The 24,735-nt window shown below is 43.1% G+C and carries 17 protein-coding genes, 2 pseudogenes and 1 CRISPR repeat array; of the genes and pseudogenes, 13 read left to right on the top strand and 6 right to left on the bottom strand.

Going from position 1 to position 24,735, the window contains the following annotated elements; all coding sequences use genetic code 11:
- Nucleotides 1–17: 17 nt before the first annotated feature.
- The 8 genes from I3X05_RS08230 (at nucleotide 18) to I3X05_RS08195 (ending at nucleotide 13,768) form a co-directional block, all read left to right on the top strand.
- Nucleotides 18–2,309: a CRISPR-associated endonuclease Cas3'' gene (locus tag I3X05_RS08230; RefSeq protein WP_193188125.1), complete on the top strand. Its 2,292-nt coding sequence runs from the start codon at nucleotides 18–20 to the stop codon at nucleotides 2,307–2,309.
- A gap of 359 nt (nucleotides 2,310–2,668) precedes the next feature.
- The gene (cas5c, locus tag I3X05_RS08225) at nucleotides 2,669–3,349 is read left to right on the top strand and encodes a type I-C CRISPR-associated protein Cas5c (RefSeq protein WP_193188123.1); all 681 of its coding nucleotides are present in this window, start codon (nucleotides 2,669–2,671) and stop codon (nucleotides 3,347–3,349) included.
- Nucleotides 3,346–5,145 (top strand): type I-C CRISPR-associated protein Cas8c/Csd1, encoded by a 1,800-nt coding sequence (gene cas8c, locus I3X05_RS08220; protein ID WP_337970593.1) that lies wholly within the window; start codon nucleotides 3,346–3,348, stop codon nucleotides 5,143–5,145. Before cas5c ends, cas8c begins: the two co-directional genes overlap by 4 nt.
- Nucleotides 5,145–6,014 carry a type I-C CRISPR-associated protein Cas7/Csd2 gene (gene cas7c / locus I3X05_RS08215; RefSeq protein ID WP_039425123.1) on the top strand — a complete coding sequence of 290 codons (870 nt, stop codon included), beginning with the start codon at nucleotides 5,145–5,147 and terminating at the stop codon, nucleotides 6,012–6,014. The genes cas8c and cas7c overlap by 1 nt, the downstream gene beginning before the upstream one ends.
- A gap of 31 nt (nucleotides 6,015–6,045) precedes the next feature.
- Nucleotides 6,046–6,702, top strand: coding sequence for a CRISPR-associated protein Cas4 (gene cas4 / locus I3X05_RS08210; protein ID WP_226980335.1), 657 nt, complete (start codon nucleotides 6,046–6,048; stop codon nucleotides 6,700–6,702).
- Nucleotides 6,699–7,730 carry a type I-C CRISPR-associated endonuclease Cas1c gene (cas1c, locus tag I3X05_RS08205; protein WP_148538113.1) on the top strand — a complete coding sequence of 344 codons (1,032 nt, stop codon included), beginning with the start codon at nucleotides 6,699–6,701 and terminating at the stop codon, nucleotides 7,728–7,730. The genes cas4 and cas1c overlap by 4 nt, the downstream gene beginning before the upstream one ends.
- A 10-nt stretch (nucleotides 7,731–7,740) precedes the next feature.
- The gene (gene cas2 / locus I3X05_RS08200; RefSeq protein WP_061899418.1) at nucleotides 7,741–8,034 is read left to right on the top strand and encodes a CRISPR-associated endonuclease Cas2; all 294 of its coding nucleotides are present in this window, start codon (nucleotides 7,741–7,743) and stop codon (nucleotides 8,032–8,034) included.
- A 175-nt stretch (nucleotides 8,035–8,209) separates the two neighbouring features.
- Nucleotides 8,210–9,948: a CRISPR direct-repeat array (repeat unit 32 nt; unit sequence GTCGCGCCTCCCGCAGGCGCGTGGATTGAAAC).
- 1,321 nt (nucleotides 9,949–11,269) lie between these two features.
- On the top strand, nucleotides 11,270–13,768 hold the full coding sequence (locus tag I3X05_RS08195; RefSeq protein ID WP_193188120.1) for a hypothetical protein: 2,499 nt from the start codon (nucleotides 11,270–11,272) through the stop codon (nucleotides 13,766–13,768).
- On the opposite strand, the pseudogene I3X05_RS08190 reads toward I3X05_RS08195, so the two are convergent.
- From I3X05_RS08190 to I3X05_RS08185, 3 genes and pseudogenes are all read right to left on the bottom strand, one after another.
- Nucleotides 13,769–14,938, bottom strand: a pseudogene (locus tag I3X05_RS08190) (IS66-like element ISVch7 family transposase); the annotation flags it as partial.
- 20 nt (nucleotides 14,939–14,958) lie between these two features.
- Nucleotides 14,959–15,225 carry a DUF6444 domain-containing protein gene (locus I3X05_RS23735; RefSeq protein ID WP_045569421.1) on the bottom strand — a complete coding sequence of 89 codons (267 nt, stop codon included), beginning with the start codon at nucleotides 15,223–15,225 and terminating at the stop codon, nucleotides 14,959–14,961.
- A 216-nt stretch (nucleotides 15,226–15,441) separates the two neighbouring features.
- Complete coding sequence (locus I3X05_RS08185; protein WP_337970591.1) at nucleotides 15,442–16,527, bottom strand: AraC family transcriptional regulator; 1,086 nt, start codon at nucleotides 16,525–16,527, stop codon at nucleotides 15,442–15,444.
- A gap of 208 nt (nucleotides 16,528–16,735) precedes the next feature.
- Here I3X05_RS08185 and I3X05_RS08180 point away from each other — a divergent pair, with 208 nt between their 5' ends.
- The 5 genes from I3X05_RS08180 (at nucleotide 16,736) to I3X05_RS08160 (ending at nucleotide 20,548) form a co-directional block, all read left to right on the top strand.
- The gene (locus I3X05_RS08180) at nucleotides 16,736–17,362 is read left to right on the top strand and encodes a hypothetical protein (protein ID WP_193188453.1); all 627 of its coding nucleotides are present in this window, start codon (nucleotides 16,736–16,738) and stop codon (nucleotides 17,360–17,362) included.
- Between the two features lie 499 nt (nucleotides 17,363–17,861).
- Nucleotides 17,862–18,248: a hypothetical protein gene (locus I3X05_RS08175; protein WP_337970590.1), complete on the top strand. Its 387-nt coding sequence runs from the start codon at nucleotides 17,862–17,864 to the stop codon at nucleotides 18,246–18,248.
- A 503-nt stretch (nucleotides 18,249–18,751) separates the two neighbouring features.
- The gene (locus I3X05_RS08170; RefSeq protein ID WP_337970589.1) at nucleotides 18,752–19,456 is read left to right on the top strand and encodes a hypothetical protein; all 705 of its coding nucleotides are present in this window, start codon (nucleotides 18,752–18,754) and stop codon (nucleotides 19,454–19,456) included.
- Between the two features lies 1 nt (nucleotide 19,457).
- Nucleotides 19,458–19,883, top strand: a complete 426-nt coding sequence (locus tag I3X05_RS08165) for an AAA family ATPase (protein ID WP_193188496.1) — start codon at nucleotides 19,458–19,460, stop codon at nucleotides 19,881–19,883.
- Nucleotides 19,880–20,548 (top strand): hypothetical protein, encoded by a 669-nt coding sequence (locus I3X05_RS08160; RefSeq protein ID WP_193188494.1) that lies wholly within the window; start codon nucleotides 19,880–19,882, stop codon nucleotides 20,546–20,548. Before I3X05_RS08165 ends, I3X05_RS08160 begins: the two co-directional genes overlap by 4 nt.
- A gap of 130 nt (nucleotides 20,549–20,678) precedes the next feature.
- Here the strand turns inward: I3X05_RS08160 and brxL are convergent.
- From brxL to ltrA, 3 genes and pseudogenes are all read right to left on the bottom strand, one after another.
- A pseudogene (gene brxL, locus I3X05_RS08155) lies at nucleotides 20,679–22,034 on the bottom strand (protease Lon-related BREX system protein BrxL); the annotation flags it as partial.
- Nucleotides 22,018–22,353 carry a helix-turn-helix domain-containing protein gene (locus I3X05_RS08150; RefSeq protein ID WP_193188492.1) on the bottom strand — a complete coding sequence of 112 codons (336 nt, stop codon included), beginning with the start codon at nucleotides 22,351–22,353 and terminating at the stop codon, nucleotides 22,018–22,020. The gene I3X05_RS08150 and the pseudogene brxL, both read right to left, overlap by 17 nt.
- 262 nt (nucleotides 22,354–22,615) lie before the next feature.
- Nucleotides 22,616–24,088: a group II intron reverse transcriptase/maturase gene (gene ltrA, locus I3X05_RS08145; RefSeq protein WP_337971156.1), complete on the bottom strand. Its 1,473-nt coding sequence runs from the start codon at nucleotides 24,086–24,088 to the stop codon at nucleotides 22,616–22,618.
- Nucleotides 24,089–24,735: the final 647 nt, after the last annotated feature.

Below are 24,735 nucleotides of genomic sequence, written 5' to 3'. Positions count from 1 at the left end.
GCGCAAAGGATATGTTAATGAGTAACTACTTTGGACATTCAGGTAATAAAGAAGATAAGTCTGACTGGCAGCCATTACAAGATCACCTGTGTCGAGTGGCTTTGTGCGCAGAACTAAACTCAAAATATTTTAAAGCAGCTAAACTATCTTATCTTGCAGGTCTTTTACATGATCTAGGAAAATATACTCCAGAATTTCAAGCAAGGCTTGAAGGTGCCTCAAGCAAGGTAGATCACGCAACAGCAGGCGCTAAAATCGCGGCTGAAATTTTGCCAGACGAAAAATTTAACAATTTTCCATTTTACAAATTTGTTGCTTATGCCATAGCAGGTCACCATGCAGGATTATCTAATGGAACGGGTGAAGGAGATGGACGTCGAGCGCTTAAAGACAGACTGGAGCTACAATTTGGCAAAGACTTACCTGTGCTAGATAGTGAGACTTGGCAGTCTGAACTTGTCTTGCCATCAATCGAATCTCTTATTCCAGAGATATCACCAAACCCTGATGCCGATTTGCAAGGTTTCCAATACGCGTTTTTGATTCGGATGATTTTTTCGTGTTTGGTTGATGCGGATTTTATTGATACTGATGAGTTCTATAAACGGCTTGAAGGTAAGCCCTTATTGCGTGGAGATTATCCTCAATTATCAGAGTTAAAAATACAGTTTGACCAAAAATTAGCTGACAAGATCAAAAGTACTGACCAAACGAAAACCGTTAATCAACTTCGTAAAGAGATTCTTGATACAGCCCGTCTCAAAGCAAAACTTACTCCAGGATTATTCACTTTAACTGTGCCGACCGGAGGAGGAAAAACCCTTAGCTCTATGGCTTTTGCATTAGAGCACGCTCTGGCGCATAACATGCGTAGAGTAATTTATGTCATCCCTTTTACCAGTATTATTGAGCAGAATGCTCAAGTATTTCGTGACGCATTTGGCGATCTGGGGGAGGCCTCTGTTTTAGAGCATCACAGTAATTTTGATGATCGCAAAATAAAAGATAAAGAAGGTGCTGAAGAAACCCGTGACAAATTAAAACTAGCAATGGAAAACTGGGATATGCCTGTGGTTGTCACGACGGCAGTACAGTTTTTTGAGTCTTTGTTTGCTGACCGTCCCTCTCGTTGCCGCAAACTGCATAATATTTCTGGCAGTGTGATTATTCTGGACGAAGCACAAACTCTACCGCTTAAATTTCTCCGCCCTGTGATGGCGGTCATCGATGAGTTGGCGCGCAACTATGGTTGTTCTATCGTGCTCTGCACCGCGACTCAACCAGCATTGTGTGAACCTGATTTTACTAACGGATTCACAAATGTGCGCGAGATTGCCCCTGAGCCTAAGAGACTTTTTGACGAACTCAGTTTGGTCAATGTCTCTCATTTGGGCGAGCTTAGTGATGATGAGTTAGTCTCGCGTATTCAAGCGAATAATCAAATTCTTACGATAGTTAATAATCGCCGCCATGCCCAATCGCTGTTCCGAACACTAAATGCGCAGCAAACAGTAGGGGTGTTTCATTTAACAACCTTGATGTGTCCAGCGCACCGAACAGTAACTTTGGATGAGATTCGTAAGCGGTTAGACCCAAAAAAACCTCAGCCATGCCGAGTCATCTCGACATCGCTGATTGAAGCTGGGGTTGATGTTAGCTTTCCTTGTGTGATGCGTGCCGAAGCTGGCTTAGATTCAATTGCGCAAGCGGCAGGGCGCTGTAATCGTGAACGATTATGGGAAAAAGAAGATAGCCACGTTTGGATTTTTCGATCTCCGGATTGGCCCATTCCACCTGAATTAAAAGGGCTCTCGGCAGATATGCGAGCGGTGCTGCGAAAAGGCCATGACAATTTATTAGACCAACTGGCTATCAAAGAGTATTTCTCGAATGTTTATTGGCGCAAAGGAGAAGAACTCGATCAGAAACAGCTTTTAAAAGCCTGTCGAATTGGTGCTTCGAAGTTAGATTTCCCATTTCAGAGAATTGCTAGTGATTTCAGAATGATTGACAGCTTTATGTGTCCGGTTTTAATCCCTTATAACGATGAAGCGCGCAAGTTATTGAACGAACTTGAAAGCACGGATGATGTGAGTTGTGTTTTAAGAAAGCTACAGCCTTACATAGTACAAATCCCACAAAATGGTTTTGACAGTTTGCGATTGGCAAAAGTGATTCAAACAGTTGCACCGTATCGGTTTGAAGAACAGTTTTGGGAGTTAGTGAACATGGACATATATGACCCAGAATCTGGACTCAGTTGGTCTGATCCTAATTTTATCAAGGCTGAAAACTTAGTTTTTTTTTAATACTAAAAATACAAAGAAGTCATTTTTTGACAGGTGCTTGTCTGCGTACTATTTTCCTTAAGGTACGTTGAGGAGAGCTAAAGTGAACAGTCGATGGTCGATCTATGTTAAGAAAGATGAAAGCAACAAACTGGTTTTCAAGTTTGGGGGACAGTTTTCTTTTTCGGTCAAAGTCATTGTCTGGAGCCTAAGCATCGTATTGATGGCCTTGACTGGTCATTTTCTCTTCTAAAAGGCTGGTGTCGCGCCTGTTGTTGGTGCGTGGATTGAAACTTTGTCTGTTTTGTATTGGAGATGTCGCCTCTCCCGCAGAGGCGTGGATTAATTAATGAATTAAGAAAAGCCAAAAGGAGAGCATTATGGCTTACGGCATCAAGCTGCATGTTTGGGGTGAATATGCGTGCTTTACTCGACCGGAAATGAAGGTGGAACGCGTTTCTTACGACGTTATCACCCCATCGGCTGCAAGGGGGATTTTGGAAGCTATTCACTGGAAACCGGCCATTATTTGGGTAATTGACCGTATTCATGTATTAAAACCCGTGCGTTTTGAGTCTATTCGGCGAAATGAATTAGGTAATTGCAAAGTGTCCAGTGCCAAAGTCAGTGGCGCAATGAAACGCAAAAGTACCCAAGATTTAAGTTTCCTGATTGATGATGGTGATAATCGTCAACAGAGGGCAACAACCTTGCTTCGTGATGTGAGTTACGTGATTGAAGCGCATTTTGAGTTGAGTGACAAAGCAGGCACAGAGGATTCCATCGGAAAGCATCTCGACATTTTTAACCGTCGTGCTCGCAGGGGACAGTATTTTCATCAGCCTTGTTTAGGAAACCGTGAATTCCCTGCGTATTTTTCTCTAATTGAGCATGAAGGGGATTTTCCTAAATCAGAATTGGCAACCGCCAGTAAAGATCTCGGCTGGATGCTGCATGATATTGATTTTGCGAACGGCGCTGAGCCTAGATTTTTTCGAGCAGAATTAAAGGATGGGATGATAGATGTGCCTCCTTTTCGATCTTCGAAGGTGGTGCAATGATTTTATCAGCCTTAAACCAATACTACGATCGCCTTAATAGCGGTAACCAAAGCAAGGTTCCTACATTTGGCTTTAGCGAAGAAAAAATAAGCTATGTTCTCGTACTTTCAGAACAAGGGGAGTTGGTCGATATAGTTCCTAACTTAACGGATGAAAAAAAACCAAAACCGAAATTAATGAATGTCCCTCGTCCTGAGAAAAGAACGTCAGGAATAAAACCAAACTTTCTATGGGACAAAACAGCTTATGTCTTAGGCATTTCTTTGCCTAAGGGCAAAAAAAACGAGGCAATTTTTGACTTTAGCCTACCCACATTCGAAGCCTTTCGAGAATGGCATTTATCTCTGCTAGAGCACTCTGAAGACAAGGGGTTAAAAGCCTTCGCGACATTCTTACAAAATTGGCAGCCAGAGAACTTTGGCAGCTCTATTCTCACTCAAGATGTTTTGGACGCTAATATCGTTTTCCAATTGGATGGAATGCGTCAATACATTCACGAATCAGATGAAGCAAAAACTATTTGGGGTAGTTTGCTGCAATCGGATGATATCAAACAAGCCACATGCTTAATTACGGGTAAAAAAGCGCCTATCTCCAGATTACACCCTGCTATTAAAGGCGTTGCAGGTGGGCAAAGCTCTGGCGTTTCCATTGTCTCTTTTAATAAAGAATCGTTTGAATCTTTTGGAAAAGGGCAAGGTGACAATGCTCCCGTATCTGAACAAGCAGCCTTTGCTTATACAACGGCATTAAATTACTTGCTACGTCGAGAGAATGATCAGGTCATCAATCTAGGCGACACTAGTGTGGTGTTTTGGGCATTGGCAGAGAGTGAGCACAAGGCCAAGAGTGCAGAAGCATTTTTTTTAAGGGGCTTTAACCCACCAATGCCGAGCGATGAAAACGAAGTGATGGCACTTGGTGCTGAACTAGAAAAATTGGTCAAAGGGCGGCCCCTGCCAGAAATATCACCGGATCTAGATCCCAATACGCAATTCTTCATCTTAGGATTGGCACCTAATGCTGCCCGTCTTTCTATCCGCTTTTGGCTACAAACCGACCTTGGGCATATTCAGCAAAGATTTGCGGAACATTTTCAAGATTTAGCCTTAAATCCATTGCCTTGGAAAACTGCGCCGTCAGTGTGGCGTTTATTGCTGCAATTGGCACCTCATCGAGAGGGGCAAAAGCCAAAGATTGATGATGCTCCAGCCCATTTGGCTGGTGAATTGATGCGCGCTATTTTAACCGGGCAACGTTACCCAAGAGCGATATTAGCTCAATTGCTAGCACGATTCAGGTCTGACGGAGATATTAGTGGGTTACGGGTTGCGATGGTGAAAGCGGTATTGCAAAGAGAACTCAGATTACTTGGAAAAGAGGAGATTTCTATGAGCTTAGATGAGTTAAATACCAACCCAGCGTATTTGTTGGGGAGGCTATTTGCAGTGTTGGAAAACATTCAACGAAATGCGTTGGGTGATAAAGTCAATGCGACAATTACAGACAAGTATTATGCCTCAGCATCGACTGTGCCTTACTCAATTTACCCAAGGCTACTATCCGGTAGCAAACACCACCTGTCGAAATTACGCAAGGAAAAACCTGGTCTAGCCGTTACGTTAGAAAAAGAACTTGGCAACATTATGGGGATGCTACCAACAGAATTTCCACGGCATTTTTCAATTGAGCACCAAGGCCGCTTTTCGATTGGCTATTACCATCAAAAAAATGCACGCTTTTCTCAATCCGAACAAATAAAAACCGATGAATCAATGACAGAAGGGAATGACTAATGACCATCCAAAACCGCTGTGAATTTGTTTACTTTTTTGATGTAACAAATGGTAACCCGAATGGAGATCCTGATGCGGGGAATATGCCGCGTCTTGATCCTGAATCGAGTAAAGGTTTAGTGACCGATGTAAGCCTTAAACGCAAGATAAGAAACTATATTCAGCTCACTGAAGAAAACTCACCAGGTTATGACATTTACGTGCAGGAAAAGAGTGTTTTAAATCAACAAAATCAAAAAGCGTATGATGCGCTGGAAATTAAACCTGAGTCAAAAAAATTGCCCAAAGATCAAGCTAAGGCAAAAGAACTAACGGCTTGGATGTGTGCTAACTTCTTTGATGTCCGTGCCTTTGGCGCGGTAATGACCACGGAAGTCAACTCTGGTCAAGTTCGCGGACCATTACAGTTGGCGTTTGCTAAGTCCATCGATCCGATTATTCCACTAGAAATCTCAATCACACGTATGGCTGTCACCAACGAAAAGGATTTGGAAAAAGAACGCACTATGGGCCGAAAGCACATCGTTCCATATGGACTTTATCGCGTACATGGCTTTGTTTCCGCTAAATTAGCTGAGAAAACAGGCTTCTCTGAAGGAGATTTAGAGAAAGTGTGGAAAGCTTTGGAAATGATGTTTGAGCATGATCACTCCGCAGCCAGAGGAGAAATGGTCGGACGTAGTTTAATTGTGTTTAAGCATGAAAACGCTTTAGGTAATGCCCCTGCACATAAATTGTTTGAACGCGTTACAGTTGAAAGAATCAATGGCGAAGAAGGCACGCCTGCCGCTGCATTTTCTGATTACAAAATCAATTTTAATGCAGAGGGGTTGGATGCTTTGGGCGTTGAAGCCAAACAATATTTCTAGGTGGTTAATCAGAGAGTAAGATCTATGAATTATGGATTTTACTCTTATCTGGAGTGTTCATTTCATGGAAGAACAGCAGCTAATCAACATCTCCGCTCTACAACACTTTGCCTTTTGTCAGCGCCAATGTGCGCTGATCCACCTAGAGCAAGTGTGGCAAGAAAACTACCTCACGGCACACGGGCGGCAGTTACATGAACGAGTTGATAGTGGTGAACCAGAAACCCGTAAAGGTGTGCGTTTTGAACGTGGCGTGGTCGTTACTGCGCCACAATTAGGCATTACAGGAAAATTAGACTTATTAGAGTACCATAAGCTCAGCAACCAATTCGTCCCCGTTGAGTACAAACGAGGCAAACCCAAAGCCAGTGATATCGACAAAGTACAACTGTGTGCGCAAGCCTTATGTATTGAAGAAATGTTATCCGTTGAGGTCGCAAATGGCGCCCTTTGGTATTGGCAAACACGCAAACGCATTGAGGTTGAATTCGATAACCCACTGCGCACGCAAACAAAAGCCCTAATTGCGCAAGTGCAACAGCTGTTTGCAAACGGAAAAACGCCTCCGCCAACCAAAGGTAAACACTGTAAGGCATGCTCTCTGATTGAAATATGTCAGCCAGATTTAACCCAGAATGATGGTTCAAGCGGTTACGTAGCGGCATTGTTTAACACGGAGGCGGAATGAAAAAACTGCAAAACTCACTTTATATCACCAAAGAAGGTGTCTACTTGCATAAGCAACGCGAGACCTTACTCATTGAACAGAAAGTGGATGGTGAAAAACAAAAACTGATGCAACTTCCCATCCATTCGATTGGCAGTATATTTTGTTTTGGCAATATTATGGTTTCGCCGCAGTTACTTGGCTTTTGTGGTGAAAACGGTACTCATCTTGCTTTCTTTGATATGCATGGTCGTTTTCTAGCTAATGTTGTTGGTAAACAAACGGGGAATGTATTGCTGCGTAGGCAGCAGTTTAGTGTTAAGGAGCAGGCTGCAAATGAACTTGCCAGAAACATTGTCGCCGCAAAAATACGTTCATCTCGTATGTTGCTTTTACGCTTTAGACGCAATCACAGCAGTACACCACAGTTAGAAAAAGGCATTGAGCGTTTGAAGCAAATTATAGAGCAACTCAAAGGCGTGACTGCCTACGACACCATTTTAGGACTAGAGGGGGAGGCCGCATCGCATTACTTTTCCGCGTTTGCTGACATGTTTAAAGGCAATGAAAGTAGACGGCTGTTTGATAGGCGGACTCGAAGACCACCAAAAGACCCAGTTAACGCGGTTATTTCACTGCTTTACTCTGTGTTAGGACAAGAGATAAGTGGCGCATTACAAGGTGTAGGGTTAGATCCACAAGTCGGTTTTTTACACAAAGAAAGGCCTGGCAGAAATAGCCTCGCCCTTGATCTTTTAGAAGAGTTTAGAGCTTATATTGTCGATAGTATTGCCTTAAAACTCTTTAATAATAACACCCTTACCATGAAGGACTTTGAGGCAGATTGTCTCGGTGGAGTCACCATAAAAGACGACGCGCGTAAGCGAGTTTTTCAGGCATACCAAGCTAAAAAACAAGAAGAAGTTATACACCCATTTTTGAAAGAAAAGATGCAAATTGGTTTATTACCGCATGTTCAAGCTATGCTTCTAGCACGTCACTTGCGTGGCGATTTGGCCCACTATCCGCCATTTGTGATCAAAAAATAAGGAGCGAGCCATGATGGTATTGGTCACCTACGATGTATCCTTTGCCAGTGAAGATGGTCAAAAACGCCTCAGACAATTAGCAAAGGTGTGTTTAGATAATGGAGTAAGGGTGCAGTATTCTGTATTTGAATGCGACATAGATGCCGCGCAATGGCTGCGCTTTAAAAATAAGCTGCTGTCAATTTACGACCCTGAAGTAGACAGTTTGCGTTTTTATAAGCTCGGTAAAAACTGGCAAAACAAAGTAGAGCACCATGGTGCGAAAGAAGCCATAGATATATTCAGAGATACCCTAATATTATAGTCGCTAGGCTTGAGTTCTCAGTAAAACACTGGGGATCTAGCGATTGCATAAGCTCTTTAAAAATATAGGAAATAATTATCTGTATAGATTCACACAAAGTAGTTTTGTGCTACCGCGCAAAGTTAGCGGTAACCAATAGAGTGTGTTAGTCTGTACGTGCCTCTAAGAAGAGGCGGTCGCGCCTCCCGCAGGCGCGTGGATTGAAACCGACAGAATACAGAGAGCACGCTTTTGATGGAGTGTCGCGCCTCCCGCAGGCGCGTGGATTGAAACCCTCGCTCCTTAACCTGACGTGGAGGCTATGCCGTCGCGCCTCCCGCAGGCGCGTGGATTGAAACGATTACTCTCTACTTAATGCCCCAGACGAAATAAGTCGCGCCTCCCGCAGGCGCGTGGATTGAAACACGTTTTAAAAACCGCAATTTAGAAGACGTATGGTCGCGCCTCCCGCAGGCGCGTGGATTGAAACTTTCAATCTTAGCCAATGGTGGCCAGCAGCCACGTCGCGCCTCCCGCAGGCGCGTGGATTGAAACGCAGAATGAAAAGCAGATTGCAAAATACTCTCTGTCGCGCCTCCCGCAGGCGCGTGGATTGAAACATCGCTATCAAAGACGACATGCCAGTGCATTGGCTGGTCGCGCCTCCCGCAGGCGCGTGGATTGAAACAAACGAAAGAACTGGCAATGGCGCAACTTTAACAGTCGCGCCTCCCGCAGGCGCGTGGATTGAAACAACGAAAAGTCTTCTGTGTCATGTAAATATAGACGTCGCGCCTCCCGCAGGCGCGTGGATTGAAACTCGCTGTTTGTAATGTGGCGTGGTGAACGAGACGTCGCGCCTCCCGCAGGCGCGTGGATTGAAACTTACATCATTTGCGTATAACTGAACTGAATTTGGTCGCGCCTCCCGCAGGCGCGTGGATTGAAACTTGATTCAATAATCGACCAAAATGTGACTGGTCAGTCGCGCCTCCCGCAGGCGCGTGGATTGAAACGTCAAAAAGCTCAAAAGATGTTACTAGCCCATTAGTCGCGCCTCCCGCAGGCGCGTGGATTGAAACCTAATGCGTAATAAGGGCGACGACCTAGACTGGCGTCGCGCCTCCCGCAGGCGCGTGGATTGAAACATGTTGTTAAAGAGCTAAGGCGCTTGCCTTGTGGTCGCGCCTCCCGCAGGCGCGTGGATTGAAACCCCCTTATATCCGTTATGGGGTCCGTGTTGGCTGTCGCGCCTCCCGCAGGCGCGTGGATTGAAACTTCAATTTTTGGGTAATCCTCTATGAGATCAAAAGTCGCGCCTCCCGCAGGCGCGTGGATTGAAACCGACTGGGTAGGCAACACATGGGAATGGGTGGAGTCGCGCCTCCCGCAGGCGCGTGGATTGAAACAGCGTCCGCAAGAATGGCCTCAAGCTGCTGAACGTCGCGCCTCCCGCAGGCGCGTGGATTGAAACCGGTAACATGTGAAAATTGACCGGAAACACATTTGTCGCGCCTCCCGCAGGCGCGTGGATTGAAACCCAAGTTGGTCAGCTGAAATTGATAGCCTAAAAAGTCGCGCCTCCCGCAGGCGCGTGGATTGAAACTAGAGCTGTTAGCCGATGCTGGCTGCTACGACGTCGTCGCGCCTCCTGCAGGCGCGTGGATTGAAACACGCCCGCCATTTCTACAGCGAGCTTGTTTAACTCGTCGCGCCTCCCGCAGGCGCGTGGATTGAAACGGCTTACATCATCGAAGCACTGAGAGAGAAATTGTCGCGCCTCCCGCAGGCGCGTGGATTGAAACAATTCACATGTTTAATTGACGGAAGTATCCTACGTCGCGCCTCCCGCAGGCGCGTGGATTGAAACCCTACCATCTGAGGCACAGAAGGGCCAAATAACGTCGCGCCTCCCGCAGGCGCGTGGTTGAAACCAGACAATCTCTATCTCATACACAGCTCTGATAATGGTGCCTGCCGCAAGTAACGTAATACTCCTTAGCTGAGGCTTGAGTCGTATGCAGTGAGAGTTGCACTTATGGACAACACTCAGTAACCAGTATTGCCTATTGTGCTCCATCAATAAGAGACCAAATATATGCCCGTATCTTAACTATTAGAATTTTTCCTTGTGTCAAACGTGAATTCCATGTGTCAAACGTGAATTCCATGTGTCAAACGTGAATTCCATGTGTCAAACGTGAATTCCATATGTGACACAGGTTCTTTCAACAAGGAAGAATTCCTTCCCAGTTCGATTGAAGAGGCGGAGAGAGCTGAGGAACAGAAGTGTTAACTGCTTTGCAGTTAACTTTCCTAGCTTGTCCACTTTTTGCTTGGTTATTCGTTATTTGTGAATATTTAATTTCTCTAAGTTTAGAGGCTGGCTTTTATTTATTTTAAAGTTCTAATTTGCCTTGAAGCCTTATGGGTAAAGGGCTTAGGTATGGACTATGTTTTACTTATTTTATATATAAATCAACACTACATAGTCCATAGTTTAGTGTGAATAAAAAACACCCAGCAGGTAAGAGCAGATAGAACAAGCAAACATACGAAGCATTTTGCATTTAAAAATAATCAAAGCCGCCTGTGGTAAATATAATATTTAAAACTGATTTTATTATATAAACCTTTTGGGTAAATTTATTTACATTGCTAATGTTTATAATCTAGAACCTTCTTGTTATGGTTAACCGAAAATTGAACCACCTTCACTCACAGTGCAAATAAGAAATATAATGAAGGAAAATATTACTGGAGACGATAACTCTACTGATGGTTTTTATAATCATACTCCCAGTGCGCATTTGTACTAATAGTTTACCTTTCATGTCATGTGAGTTTTCAATCGATTTTTATGCATAGATTAACCTTTGGGTTTGAGAGGGGTTCTCTTTGGTGGTTGTGAAAGTGAATCTGCCTTGAGGTCTTTTTGGGTAAGGGTTTGGGCGTGGACTATCTTTTACTTTTTTATATATAAGTCCACATACATAGTCCATGCATTGCTGTGAATAAAAAAGCAGGCAACAAATAGGAATATATAGAGCAAGCAAACATGCGAAGCATTTTGCATAAAATAAAACCAAGTACTCATGTATAATACAAGGATAATCAATTAACCCTTGATTGCTATATTAATAAAAACAGTTAATTTATAAGATTATAACTTGTAAAGTGAAAATAATTCACTTATACTGAAAGGGTAAAGTATAAATATAATTATAACCCCGTAGAGGGAAAGGCAGTTTTTAAAATGACGTACAGTTGCATAAAGGGAGAAAGTGCAGTAGACACTCAACTCTTCATATTATCAGATGATGAAACAATTCTAACCAAAGCAGAAGAATTCAATTCTACAGACAGAATAGTAGTTACAACTCAAAACCATCTTGTTTTAACTATCAGAAAGCATGAAGCTAAAGATAAGGTAATTACAGCTATTTATTTCGACTTCAAAGCTAAGTATGCATCAAGCATTGCTCTTACTGCGATTAAGCATAAGCTAAATATGCACGACATAAGCACTGACACGAGAATCAGCACTGGTAATAGCGATGTAAGTTTTGCTAAATATGTTTGCGAAGCTTTTAGCCTTTTCAACTCTGAGGTGCTTCTCAGAGAGAGCGCCAAGTCTGTCAAATCTCTAGTTCCTTCGGTTATCTCATCAGATGAAGAAGCAGTGAAAAGCTTGATGGAATGGACTGGCGTTAGCATAGAAAAAGCAGAAGCCATCTACGAAGAATCTCATTCAGACTTAATGGAAGAGATTATCAAATCTGTCACTCTTACTGCTGACTATAACACATTCACACTGCACGACATGGAGATGGAAGTTTTCGCTCAGAACGAACGTAACGTAGTAGTTCTACGCTCTCCAACAGGTACGTGCAAAACTGAGTTTGCAAAAGCTCTCATTGAAAGAGAAGCACAGAAGGGACGCAAGACAGCTACTATAACTGGTCTTATCGCTGTGGTTAAGCAGCACACACCATCAAATGTTGCTTCAGCGTTCTATGATGAACAAATGCATGTCATTGAAAATGCGAGTCACTTGAGTGCTACGGTCAACTCTCTTACCAATGCTTTTACAGCAGAGACAGTAAAAGAAGCGGACACAATCATCATTGATGAGTGCGAGAAAGTTTTACAGTCCATCTTCGATCCGCGATCTGACTATATCAGCGAGCTGGCTAAAAGAACGATTAGAGCAGAACTGGCTCAAGCTATAAGAAGCAACAAGAAACTAATCTTCATGGACGCTGATGCTACTGACGCGATTTCTGTGAGGTATGCAAAAGCTTTTGGTCGCAAAGTCAAAACTGTGAACATGCGTAAAAACGTATACAGAGATATCGCTACTACTGTCGAAAGCATCGAGATGATGAATCAAGAGCTAATAGCTAAAAAGCTACTTAGCAAAAATCCGATGTTCATCGCTTGCGACAGAAAAAGCGAAATCGACCGCCTTGTTGAGACTTCTGGCTACACAAACTCGAAAGGCAAGGTTGACTACAATAAAGCGCTAAAAGCGGGAATCCTGGTCGTACACAGCGAAAATAAGGGAGGAAAAGAACAGCGAGCATTTCTTAAGGATCCGAACAAAGAAATCGCTAAATACCGCACTGTTATCGTATCGCCATGCCTAAAAGAAGGTTTCAGCATTACTGCAAATCATGCTGATGAAGTCATAGTGCTTTGTAATCGCGTTCTTCAGCCAGCAGCGCTGGTGCAATTAGCAAGAAGACTTAGAACAGCAATCAGGTTGACTTTTGCTGTACCAACATTCTCACAAGCTGCTGCTTACACTGATTATCGTGCTGATGTGATCAAAGGCAATATCACTAGCGAATTAGAAGCTGAGTTTTTGGTTCGAGACGAGCTACTTAAAAGTAATCTTCGATTTACACTAGCTAAAACACTACAGCTACTTGGTTTTAATATTGAGCGTGTTGATGTTGATTTTGAAGAGATTAAAGCTGCTTCGAAGGTAGATAAAGTTTCAAAAGAAGCTTTCGAAAAGTCAGAGATGAAAGCTACTACTGAAGCGCTTAATCTCAACAATGTATCAATTGCAGAACTAAAAGAAAAAGAAGAACTGACAACAGATGAAAGCTACGCAGTTAAGAAGTACGAGATAGCACAAAGACTGTGCATTAGCACTGAGCGTGTTGATGAGGATGTGTATGATTTTAATAAGGTTTTCAAAAAAGATTTCCTGAAAGCGCTGAAGGGCAACCTTCTGAACGGAGGCACTAATTCAAAAGAGGCAAAAGCAATGAAGGTACTGGCTGATGCGCTTGGAGTTAAAGATCTTAACGTAGACACTGAAATAGTAGTTGAAGACACTTCAGCAGTTTACAACCATATCGTACAGCGTAGATCAACTTTTAACGCAGCAGGACTATCTGAACTAAAAGCTGGTAAGAAGCGCTCAGACACAAAAGGTAAGAAGGCAGCATCAAGAGCACTTAAAGAAATCATGACTGCACTTGGATTTGTAGAGAAGAGAAATAGAAGAGGTAACACCACAAACGGTAAAATCTACACGTTGCACAAGCTTGCCAAGTCAGCTTTGTTTGAAAGCAATGCAATAGACGAAATTCAAGCGCAGTTCGTTCTTGTTGATAACAAGAGAAGAGAAAGAGCTAGAGTTGAAGCAGAAGTCGCGGCAGAAAAAGCGGCAGCAGAAAAAACAGATAATAATATAAATAATAAGAAGGTAAATGGTAAGCGTTCACCAGTAGCATGTTGACTAGGTATTTAGATAAAAACTCGTGTGCTTAAGGTCGAACACATTTGGGTATGGCTGCTGACGAACCACCGCGTTGGCTATGCGTGAAAGCGTATCAAGTGACGATATTTTTCGCTTTTTACACGTTTCGATTAGCGAGTGTAGACGGTCTCGGAACTTATCGCCTGCGTCCGAGGTGGTACCGTAGCTGATTTTTCTCTGAATGACGAAGCCGCGCAATCGTCGCTCTGCTTCGTTGTTGGTAAGAGGGATTTTAGGGTTGGTTAAGAACAGCCATAAACTTTGGCTATGCTCTTTAAGCTTTCGACACCGTCCTTGATAGCATTGAATTGGGATTTGTGTTGCCCCTTTTTCCAGCCAATGATTAAAACGACAACGTATGCGATTCAATCGATTTAGGTAGAGAGCGTCATCGATTTGGCTAGATTCCCAGCGGTGCCGAGTTCGAAAGACTAATTTGCTCAGCAGTACAAGGCGCTGACCTATTTTTGCGGTGTGCCCTTTGCCTGTGTAATCGGCAATTTGTTGTAGATTGCGAATGACATGCGCCCAACAGAGTTGGTGTCTGTCCGGAGAAAGCCAGTTGTAACCGCTATATTGGTCACTGACCACAATGCCACAATAGTCTGAGTCCAATACCGTTTTTGCTGAATGCATTGAACGAGAGTAAAGGATTTTTTCATAGACTAAATCCTCGCTTGCCACTAGCCAGCACCAACGCAAACGCTTCTCATCATTTCTAGAGTGCGACGTTTCATCTACATGGACCAGTGGCGCAGATTGTATGTTGGTTTTGATAGCTTGATGCAGTGGCGTCAGCATAGAAGCAATGCGGCTTTGCGCTTCACTTATGGCACCCACTGAGAAAGTGGTACCAAACTGCTCTTGCAGTAGTGAGCGTATTTTTCGGACACTGAGATGATATTGACCAGCCAGTATGGCGATTTGGCTCATTAGGTTTGGCCCCATTATCCCTTGAGGGATATCGCTAGGTTTCTGGGCTTTCACGGCCTCCCCACATTGCACGCATTTACCTGAATAGAGCCGATATTCGGTAATGTCGATACGTGGCGCTGGGATTTCATGAACTTGGTGGCGATAAAATGGTTTGTCACTCATTTTGAGGTCAGCGTCACCGCAGCAAGGGCATGTGCTTTCGGGGTAACAATCAACAACCGTATCGGATCCTTTTAGTTCTGAGAGTTGTCGTTTATGCCCTTCGTGACCCTGTTTAGCTCCTCTCGGATGGCGACCACTAGAGCTTTGAGCTTTTTTCGTTCAGCCCGCTCTTTGGGTCCATCGGATGATGGTGATTTAGAGGAATTAGCGCTGCTGGTTTTTAGCCTATCTTCGTAATGGCGCAACTGTTCCCATAACTCGGATATCAACGCATTCGCTTCGTTAATGTCTGAGGCAATAGGTGGTGAGGATGAGAATTTTGATTTTTTCTTAGTCATGCAGTCAGCATGAACGCTAGGAATGATCACTCAATAGGCAAAATGGGATCCAGTGCTAATGATCACACTTTTTTTGCTGTCAATGCGGTGCTGGTGAAAGTTTACATGACTTGTTCGTACCATACTGGGTCGTTAGTAAATAGGCCTCTTTGAGCTAACACATTGCAGCATTCGAAATGCCTGTATCCATCTGGACTGTTCTAGGCATTAGACTATTCAGTGTCTGTTTGTTTTTCTGAACTCACTCGGTGTTTGTCCAGTGATACGACTGAATTCACGATGAAAGTTGGATTTGGTTTGAAAGCCTGCGTTTAGGTAAATCTGGGTAATGGAATCATTGGTTTCTAGCAGTAATTGTTGGGCTTTTTTGATTCTGTATTCATTGATAATTTGAGAAATATTGCGACCAAATATCTGATTGATCGCCATGGATATTTGTCGCGCAGGGATCACGAGCTTTCTTGATAGACGATCCAGTGTTAAATCAGGGTCTAAATACACTTCTTTCGTTGTCATAAGGTAATCCAGCTTGTCGATGATGGTTTGCGCTTCATCATGATCGAGGCTGAGTTTAGTTGGTTTATCAGTCACTTCTTGTATTGCTGCTGCTGGTGTACCAACGAGTTCGGGGGCACTTTCTGACGTGTCCTCTGTATCCGATTGTCGTATGGATAAGGTTGTTGATATGACGGCAAAAGCCAATATGGGTAACAAGACCGCGTGTCCTATGGTGAGGATATACATAGCGTGTTCACCTTTGTATAAGGCAAAGTCGAGCGCCAAAGCCCCGTCAATCGAGGCAGATAGCAATAACATCCCACCTGCTAATCGTTCGGACCTGAGTGCTTTATCGATGTCACTAATCCGTACTTGCCCCGGTACATTTCTGGTATTTAGAGAAAGCCGAATCAATGCCACGCCATATCCAACGTACAAAAGCGTTAGTAATGGATCAATGGGCGGTTGCCAAAAAGGGTAGGTTAAAGAAAACACCAGCGCCAGTAGAGGACCAATCGCATGGATAAAATGAAATCGTGTTTTTGCATGAGCTTGAGTAAAGCAATACCAAGCAGCGATTGGAATAAAAGAAGCCAAGATAGGTTGCAATAGACGAAATAGAGGAATATCAAATGTCCATCGCAAGCCTACCATGCTGGTGGTTAGAACACATAAAGTGACAAAATACAGAGCCGGTTTTTCATGAGGCTCATTTCGTAACCACAAAATCGCTGCCAATATGCTCAACAACAAGGTCACAATAAAAGGCAGTGGTATCGCTAACATATCAATTTTGGCTCCCATTTAAGTCTCTATACGCTTTGTAATCTCTGCATTTCAGCCATCATTATGTCCTAGAACCTGTATCACGACGTCCTTTTTCCTGATCTAGGACGATGGTTAGCCTTGTTGACCCCATACTGATTCAACTCTTTGCGAAGATCACTCATTCTATCAAAGCAAAGACCTTTTAAAAATCATTAACCTATTAGACACATAAGGCGAGAACCCCATGTTGAGTCACTATATTATGAAAAATGCACCTAAAAAAATATTCTTTAAGATGCTGTCTATGTGTGTTGCTGCCCTTATAGTTGTTATGTTGATGAGTGGTTGCAGCGCTATCGCTCAGGGCGATGACACAGTGAATATTCAAGGGGCATTGATTCTCCCTAATGGTAGGGTAATTCCAGAAGGGGCGTATGGCATTGTCTATATTCCTTCGCCACTTGTGGGCACTTTATTGCAACTACGTGGTATAACGGGTAATGGGACAATTTACGGACGAGAAATTAGTAGTTGTTTTGAAATTCCCACTCGATTAGCCGCAGGCGATTTTGGTGGAGAAAGCATTGCTATTAATGACTCAGAAGCTATTGAGTTGGTGATTTACAGTCAGGATGTTATGAATATATTGACTGCCGGAAATGAAGTCGTCAGTGATCATTTTAGGGTATCTAGCGATGAGTTAACTAATCAGGCAGGGGATCAAAGCGATGCTCAAAATAGTGATATTCAAATACTGACTGGACTGGAAGCATCTACTGGCTTTGTGGTGAATCCAGGTGAGTGGTCTTGGTCTTCTTTGTTTGGTGTATCACGACAGCCCATCACTTGCTCTGGAGCTAACATGAAATAGGATGCTGCTGTTTGCAGGCGTATCCCTTGTTACGCAATTGTCATAACATCGGTGGATAATCAGATTTCAAAGCCTTAATTTTGCTTGCAATTAACCGCAATACACGCCGTATGTAACGCCACTGGAAGATCAAAAATGGACTGTCGCCTCATATTAACGATACCCATGCGGTGAGCGATGCTCGTCAGACTACTCCTAGTATTATTGCTTTGTAATTGGTAACTGTTCACCCGTGAGGTATCGACAGTGAATTAGGACTTTGCATTGGCGACAACTTTAGCATTAAGTGCTACCCAGGCGGAGCTGTAGCAGCCAATTTCAACGTAATTCTCTAAACTGTACAGATCGTGCGATAACACAAGGTGCTCTCGGTGAACAGTTACAAATTGGCAACTATATAATTGACCAGGATAATGGGCGGTGCATCACGATTGATTACGATGTATATCAATTACATTTTCAAGATATAAAAACTGATTTTAATTACCAGAACCGAAACATGAGTCACGGTACTACATTATTAAACGTCAATATACCTTCGTACGGTGTAATGTCAAAGTTGAAAGTGAATGATAAGTTAGTGATGATCCCACACAATGCTGCGTCATTAGCAGTCACGTTTTCGAAATCAAAACCCTCTTGGATTTTGAAAAGTTTCGATGCAATCAGATTTTCAAATTCAGAAAAAAGTAGCGCTCTTATAGCTAAATTTCTGACTGCTGATGGTTGTGAGACTAGATTTATTTTTAGCATTTATGCATCTCACGTTAAGAGTAATCGAGAAAACTTGGATGTAATATGCTTAATCGATGACCGTGAATACGAGGTTTGTAGTCACGGACAAAAGCAAATGAATGCAATCTCAATAATTGATTTGTTGATTTAACGGAGAATTGCTGCTTGAGGTATAGATAGGGCAGTATGATGCATCATACTGCTTTTTCTAGGGTGACGTTGCTCTGGAACTCTCTGATGTCGTTCTCACTGACTGATCTAGACCGAAGGTTTTTCTACTAATATGCACAATGTTTATACTTTAATTATACATAAACGCAGTGAAAATGAAGTTTTGGAGTTTATTTTTGCTTTATTAAATGGTTTTTTCTGTTGACTTAGCATTGGATGTGATGGTAGCTTTTATAGCGTTCCAGTGAGGAAACTCTATGGACTCAATAATAATATAACAACTTAGATAATAATATAACAACTTAGATAATAATATAACAACTTAGATAATAAAATAATAAGTTCGATGTGTGTTTCTAAAAAGTACTTGAAGCAACATTGAAACATAAGTGCCAAAACGGCTAAAAATTAGCCAGTAAGTTTGGCGTTTGAACTAAGTTATCAAGCTCAATAATGAGTTTGTATTATTATTTGGAGTCCGTTATGGATATATTTAACACAGAAAAACAATTCACTTCTTTCTACCTAGATCTTGATTGGGATAGATTAGACTCTCTATTAAAGTCTTCCGACGCTCATCTCATAGTCACATCTTACGACGGTATTCCACTCGATGATGATGTATCAGGTCAGTATCAGATAAGACTCTTTATGGATTTAGAGCTAGTTGCTATTTGTAACGCTGATGAATATAACGGCATTAGCGACATAGAGATACATCCGTCTTTTACTAATCATAGGCAACTTATAAAGCAACTTTTTTCAGGGTATTTGCTTGCTCTAGAGTTTTTGTTCGAAATCAGTGAGTTTAATGCTACGTCATTGATAGTACGACAAGCATTGCGAGATGGTCAATACGCAACTCGTACTGTTAATGGTGATGAAGTTCTTCTTCTGCACGGTTGTAGAGACATTGCTACGCTGAGTTTTTCCGCAGAAGGCCAAAAGGTATCATTTACATCTGAATTAATCATTGGCAACCCAATTTATAGCGACAAACTAACCTCTGAAATCCTCGATTCGTTTGGTACAAAGGTTCACGGACTGACAAAGCAACTTAAAGCAGACCTTGTAGAAAAGGTTAAGACTCTGAATGAAGATCTTCGCTTCAATCGTGTTCCTCGTGCCAAATTGATGACTAAAGAGCCATTATTTGTATCGTCAATTTTCAAAAATGGTGAGGTATAAGATGGTGACCAACGAGCAAAAACTTACGCTGGTGCGCGGTATCCCAGGCTCTGGAAAGTCAACGCACGCTAAAACTTTAGATGCAAAGTTGGTTGAGGCTGATCAGTTTTTCATCGATAAAGATGGCCTATATCAATACGATAATGCTCAGATTAAGAATGCACATAACTGGTGCAAGCTTGAAACTACCCGTCTTTTGAAAGCTGGTTTCAATGTTGTTGTTGCCAACACGTTCGTGAAAAACTGGGAAATGAAATTCTATCAAAACCTAGCGAATGACATGGAGCTGGCCTTTGAGGTGATTGAAATGAAGGGGAGTTATCAGAATGTACATGGTGTGCCTGATTCCGTGGTTGAACGCATGGCTTCTCAGTTTGAAACGCTTCACTCAAGCTTTGTAACTACAACAAGAGGTTACGCAGCATGAGTAAGATTGAAGTAAGATTTAGTAACATCCAAAAAAATGAATACGAAAGCTACGAAGCATTGGTATGGGCGAGTGTTGAGAGTGATACTATCAAGTGGGAAGGTGAGCTTACCGTTCAGTTAGTGGATGGTGAGTTTGATTGTTACTGTCAAATTTATTCTTGCGATATCAGTCATGATGACTGCCTTAGGGATAATTACAGAGATACTGATGAATTAGGTATCTTTGACGAAGAGCTAATGACCAGATTCTTTGAAGAAGTTGTCGCTGAAGCCGAGCAAGGCTTTTCGGAAGAATGCACTCTTGATGCACTGTTAGAGGAAAGTTGTGGGTTGAAGCTAAATGAATCTTCTACAAGTGCTGCTGGCTGTGGAATCGCGGGCGGCTTCCATTTAGAGAAATACACCGAAGCCGATGGAGATAAGGTTTTGCTCGTAGCTATCGACTCTGAAGCAAACGGTGATCGCATGATCAATCGTACCAAAGTGTTTGATAGTGAAGAAGAGTACGATGAATATGTAGAGGACTGTAGTGAAATGAACGGGCGTCAGCTATGTTGGAATGATGGGAATTTCGCACTACAGATGTATATTAAAATGGTTGATTGTGAGTACGATGAATATGTAGAGGACTGTAGTGAAATGAACTGGCGTCAGCTATTTTGAAATGATGGGATTTTCGCACTACAGATGTATATGAAAATGGTTGATTGTGAGTACGATTGATTCAATTCACTAAGTTAGTTCGATTAGATACAGAAGCGATCAAAATGATCGCTTCTTTTTGTTTGTTAGCTTAACTAACCCCAAGCGCTTTATACACCGCATCAACAGGATCACTATAAAAGCTGACTTGAAACTTAGTAAATGTTTCCGTTGGCACGGTTGGAATATCAGTAGCAGAAGCCATCGGGATAAGGATTTTAGTTGCACCAGCCTCAAGAGCGACCTGCATAGAACCTGCCAAATCCTGCACAGGATTTAGTACTCCACCTAGTGTCATAGTGCCGAGGACGACCATTGATTCCTGCATCGGCTTACCTAATAGGATAGAGCAGTTCGCAATCAATGATGCGAGGCTAGAACTATGTGAGTTACCAGACATCTGTAGGTCGACAAAGTGTAAGTGGAACTCATGATCAGAGTACTGATTGTTCGCAGCGATTCGTGACAGGTTTCCTTTGAAATACTCGAAGCCAACTTTTACTTGCTCTTTTGCTTCCGTATCAGAGCCAAGCCCCGATGTAGTGAGTTTGCCGTTACCTGCTGTTTTTTGCGTTTCAATTCGGAAAACACCAAGTTTACCCGCAGCGCCAGGACTCACGAAGTGAATTACACCCGCATTAGGCATACCTGGTGGGATAATCTGCGAACCACCTTGCTCTGGAACGTTTACAAAAAACTCTTCGAGCGTGTCATTATCGATGTATGAGAAGTTGACATCGAAGAACTCCATACCGCCAATTTTCTTGAGCTGCTCTTTTACGCGGCGACGAACTTCAAGGGCATAAGTCAAACACGTACGCACTTCTTCTTTAGAGTACTCTCCATGAGGTACTAGAAGTTTTAATAGACCAGATGTTGTTCTACGAACGGCAATAACGTCACGTTGATTGAGGTTGTTACCCAACTTAAAGAACTTATCGATAGCGTCCGCGAAGCCGTGTTTGCGCATTTCACGCATGTATTCAGCTAGGTAGTCTGTTATTAAGCCGTAACGGTTGGTGAAGAACTCAGGTCGCATCTTAGGAATTTCCCAGCCAGGAATGTAGGCATGGAAACGGTCAAAGAATGCAGAGTCAATCATCTCGGTGGGGAAAGGAGCCAGTAGATGACTTGTTTTTACCAAGGTCTCAACGCTTTGATCAATGTTACCGACGAAAACCATCGAAGCTTTCGCTTCAATGGAATCCCTACCACGGCTAAAAGACCCTGATGCCATGTAGTCCTTCATGATCTGCACGCCATCTTTGTCTTTAAAACGGATACCAGCGACTTCGTCAAAAGCGACGATATCCCACATGCCAACAAGGCCCACTTGACGGCTCGACATGTTATAGAAAAGATTAGCAACGGTAGTTTGTCCACCCGAAACGAGTAGGGAGTTTGGAGAACATTCTTTGTATACGTGTGATTTACCAGTACCACGAGGACAGTGCTCGCCAGGTTTTAACGTCATCGACAAATAACCCTTTAGACCTACAGTATTCAGCTAACTCGCGTTCAGACATTGTTGCAGTTTCAATCACTATGAAAAATCTCTGCTCCGCTGAATAATCAGTAGTAGCACTTTCTAAGGGCAGCTCTGTAGACAATAGGCCGCTTTCAACAAGTTCATTTCTCCACTTAGATACCACGGATGGACTCACATCTAATTCTTTAGCAATTCTTCGATGAGACCAATTATATGGTGGTAACAGCCAAGTTTGGCCTTTCGTTTTCATATCAATTGGAACTGGATTGGCTGGCATAGTTATCTCCTTAAAAATCTAGGCGACAACTATGCTGACACAGGGGGGAAACGAGCGATCGCAATCACCGAAATACGCAGATAACTCGAATTGCCCTTATTCCGTGCTGGCAACTAGGAAGGAATCCTTCGCAGTTGCTTAAATCACCTTTGTCGAGTAGACGACACCTGTTACCAAGTGTCGTCCCTCTAAGAACCCAGCGTGCAACTTTCACCGCACTAGGCTCAAGCCTTCACGAAGGCACCGATTGGCACCCAGCAACTTATAAAGCAGTGAGAGCAGGTTCATGCCACGAGTTACGGCATTGCCTCTTTGATTTCCTCTTTGCCAAGTATTCTTGGTATTGAGGATCAAAAGGCGTAGCGGCACTCCTGATTTTCACATGTCTCTCTATTGGCACCTTGGCTATTTGAAACAGATTGAACTGACAATCCATATTCATGATCTTCTGCCAACCGTGAAATTGCCATTGACCTTGACGGTTGATGAAGTATTTAAGCGCGATCCAAGTTCTGGATTTTGTTGGATGACGCCTTTTAGCCCAGTGCCATAACGTATGGAATAGCTTGTGACCTACATATCCGAATACCTGTTTCGCAACGCAGTGTCGATAGTAATTCGACCAGCCCCTGAGTTTCGGATTTATCAACTTGATTAAATCGTTGACGGGGATGGTTGCGTGCTTTTTGATGAGTTCGCGCAAATTACTTAGGAACAGTAGCGTGTTGGTTTTACTCGGCTTAATGAGTAACTTCCCTTTGTACTTCCTATGATTAAAACCTAGGAAATCAAAACCACGGCTGACATGGGTAATGTGCGTTTTCTCTTCGGAGAGTGTTAAGCCTCTTTCTGCTAAGAAATCAGCAATCAACGGTTTGATATCGTTCTCCAGCACTTCCTTTGAAGCACAGGTGACGACGAAATCGTCGGCGTATCCAATAAAGTTGGCTCTAGCACCCTTTTTGAGTGCAGTAGACTTTATGCGTTGCTCAAGTCCTGCAAGAGTCATTAGCATCAAGGTCGGGGATATGACCCCGCCTTGTGGTGTTCCCTCGTCAGTACGGTAGAACAGCCCTTTGTCCATAAAACCAGACTTTAACCATTGTTCCAACATGCGTTTATCTACGGCAATGTTATTCATAAGCCATTGATGCCCGATCTTGTCGAAACAGGCTTTGATGTCTCCCTCAAGAACCCATTGAGCTGATTTCTTTAATGCCAGACACTTGAAGCACTGTGCGACTGCATCGGCAGTGCTGCGGTTTGGTCTAAATCCATAGCTGTTAGGGTCGGCAAGTGTTTCTGATACTGGCTCCAGAGCAAGAAGATGAAGCGCTTGCTGCGCTCTATCGACCATGCAGGGGATACCCAGTGGTCTGAGCTTGCCGTTTTTCTTGGGAATGTAGATACGCTTGAGCGGTTTGGCTTGGTAAGCTTTTCTGCTCAATTGATTGACTGCTTTCATACGGCGCGTGTCTGTGTTCCAGATAACGCCGTCTATTCCAGGCGTTTTACTGCCTTTATTTTGTGATACCCGCTTAACAGCAAGAAGTTTTGCCGAACGCGAGTGAGTCAGTATCCACTGCAACGCTTTCGCTTTGCCGTGTTTACCTTCTCGTGTTGCCTTTGCAATACGCATCTGAAGCTTTAAAACATGGGATTCAACGGCTTTCCAGTTTATGGATTGCCATTGAGCACTGTCAGGAGAGGCACTAATCTCTTTTGAAATCATCATTTGCATTTCTCCTTGAATAAAGTTCTTCAAATTATCTTGCAACGGAAGACCAGTCGGAAGTCAGCCCACTTTCGTGCCAGACATTTGCATGTATCTGCATCGTTACAATGCAGCCTTCGCTTTTTCCAACATCCTCTACCTGCATCACTATCGGTCACAGAGACTTTCCCAGAGGGAGTGATACAGGCTTACCGTGTTCCGTATGTCGCGCAAAGTCAGTTTAGATGCCCGCTATGGTGCGGAGAGTTCAACGATCACGAAAGAGCATGGGGCAATCTCTTTCCAACTCTCGTGCCTTTTGGCTACAGCGTATTAACCACTTCCGCTGTTTCGAAGGATAACGCACCTTACGCGGATTCACTTGTGTTCATCATGCTGACTACCTAGCACTCACCCGACTTGTGGTTATCAGGAGGATCGTCCTCTCACGATTTAGATCCCGATCGGCAACTACCAACCTTCGTTACATTGTCAGAGCCGCTACTTTATTCAGGCTCCTAGGTTCATCTGGTGATACAGATGGTTCACTCGTTTAGCGGTGAACAGCGCTTCATACGACTTCACGTCGCACGCCCCAAAACGTTTTAGGTCGATATAACTACTACGAGTTTTTAGTTTTAATGTGCCATACAAATGCTAATCAATTT

The sequence above is a fragment of the Vibrio navarrensis genome (assembly GCF_015767675.1).
Taxonomy (GTDB): domain Bacteria; phylum Pseudomonadota; class Gammaproteobacteria; order Enterobacterales; family Vibrionaceae; genus Vibrio.
Note: the sequence above shows the minus strand (reverse complement) of the source record. Positions and strands in the feature narration are given on the sequence as shown.

Bases quoted from the DNA above. Each gene is read 5' to 3' on its own strand.
- I3X05_RS08165 (WP_193188496.1), top strand. From the start codon at position 19,458: ATGGTGACCAACGAGCAAAAACTTACGCTGGTGCGCGGTATCCCAGGC.
- cas2 (WP_061899418.1), top strand. From the start codon at position 7,741: ATGATGGTATTGGTCACCTACGATGTATCCTTTGCCAGTGAAGATGGT.
- cas8c (WP_337970593.1), top strand. From the start codon at position 3,346: ATGATTTTATCAGCCTTAAACCAATACTACGATCGCCTTAATAGCGGT.
- I3X05_RS08230 (WP_193188125.1), top strand. From the start codon at position 18: ATGAGTAACTACTTTGGACATTCAGGTAATAAAGAAGATAAGTCTGAC.
- cas4 (WP_226980335.1), top strand. From the start codon at position 6,046: ATGGATTTTACTCTTATCTGGAGTGTTCATTTCATGGAAGAACAGCAG.
- I3X05_RS08195 (WP_193188120.1), top strand. From the start codon at position 11,270: ATGACGTACAGTTGCATAAAGGGAGAAAGTGCAGTAGACACTCAACTC.
- I3X05_RS08175 (WP_337970590.1), top strand. From the start codon at position 17,862: ATGAGTCACGGTACTACATTATTAAACGTCAATATACCTTCGTACGGT.
- cas5c (WP_193188123.1), top strand. From the start codon at position 2,669: ATGGCTTACGGCATCAAGCTGCATGTTTGGGGTGAATATGCGTGCTTT.
- I3X05_RS23735 (WP_045569421.1), bottom strand. From the start codon at position 15,225: ATGACTAAGAAAAAATCAAAATTCTCATCCTCACCACCTATTGCCTCA.
- I3X05_RS08150 (WP_193188492.1), bottom strand. From the start codon at position 22,353: ATGCCAGCCAATCCAGTTCCAATTGATATGAAAACGAAAGGCCAAACT.
- ltrA (WP_337971156.1), bottom strand. From the start codon at position 24,088: ATGATGATTTCAAAAGAGATTAGTGCCTCTCCTGACAGTGCTCAATGG.
- cas1c (WP_148538113.1), top strand. From the start codon at position 6,699: ATGAAAAAACTGCAAAACTCACTTTATATCACCAAAGAAGGTGTCTAC.
- I3X05_RS08160 (WP_193188494.1), top strand. From the start codon at position 19,880: ATGAGTAAGATTGAAGTAAGATTTAGTAACATCCAAAAAAATGAATAC.
- I3X05_RS08170 (WP_337970589.1), top strand. From the start codon at position 18,752: ATGGATATATTTAACACAGAAAAACAATTCACTTCTTTCTACCTAGAT.
- I3X05_RS08185 (WP_337970591.1), bottom strand. From the start codon at position 16,527: ATGGGAGCCAAAATTGATATGTTAGCGATACCACTGCCTTTTATTGTG.
- cas7c (WP_039425123.1), top strand. From the start codon at position 5,145: ATGACCATCCAAAACCGCTGTGAATTTGTTTACTTTTTTGATGTAACA.
- I3X05_RS08180 (WP_193188453.1), top strand. From the start codon at position 16,736: ATGTTGAGTCACTATATTATGAAAAATGCACCTAAAAAAATATTCTTT.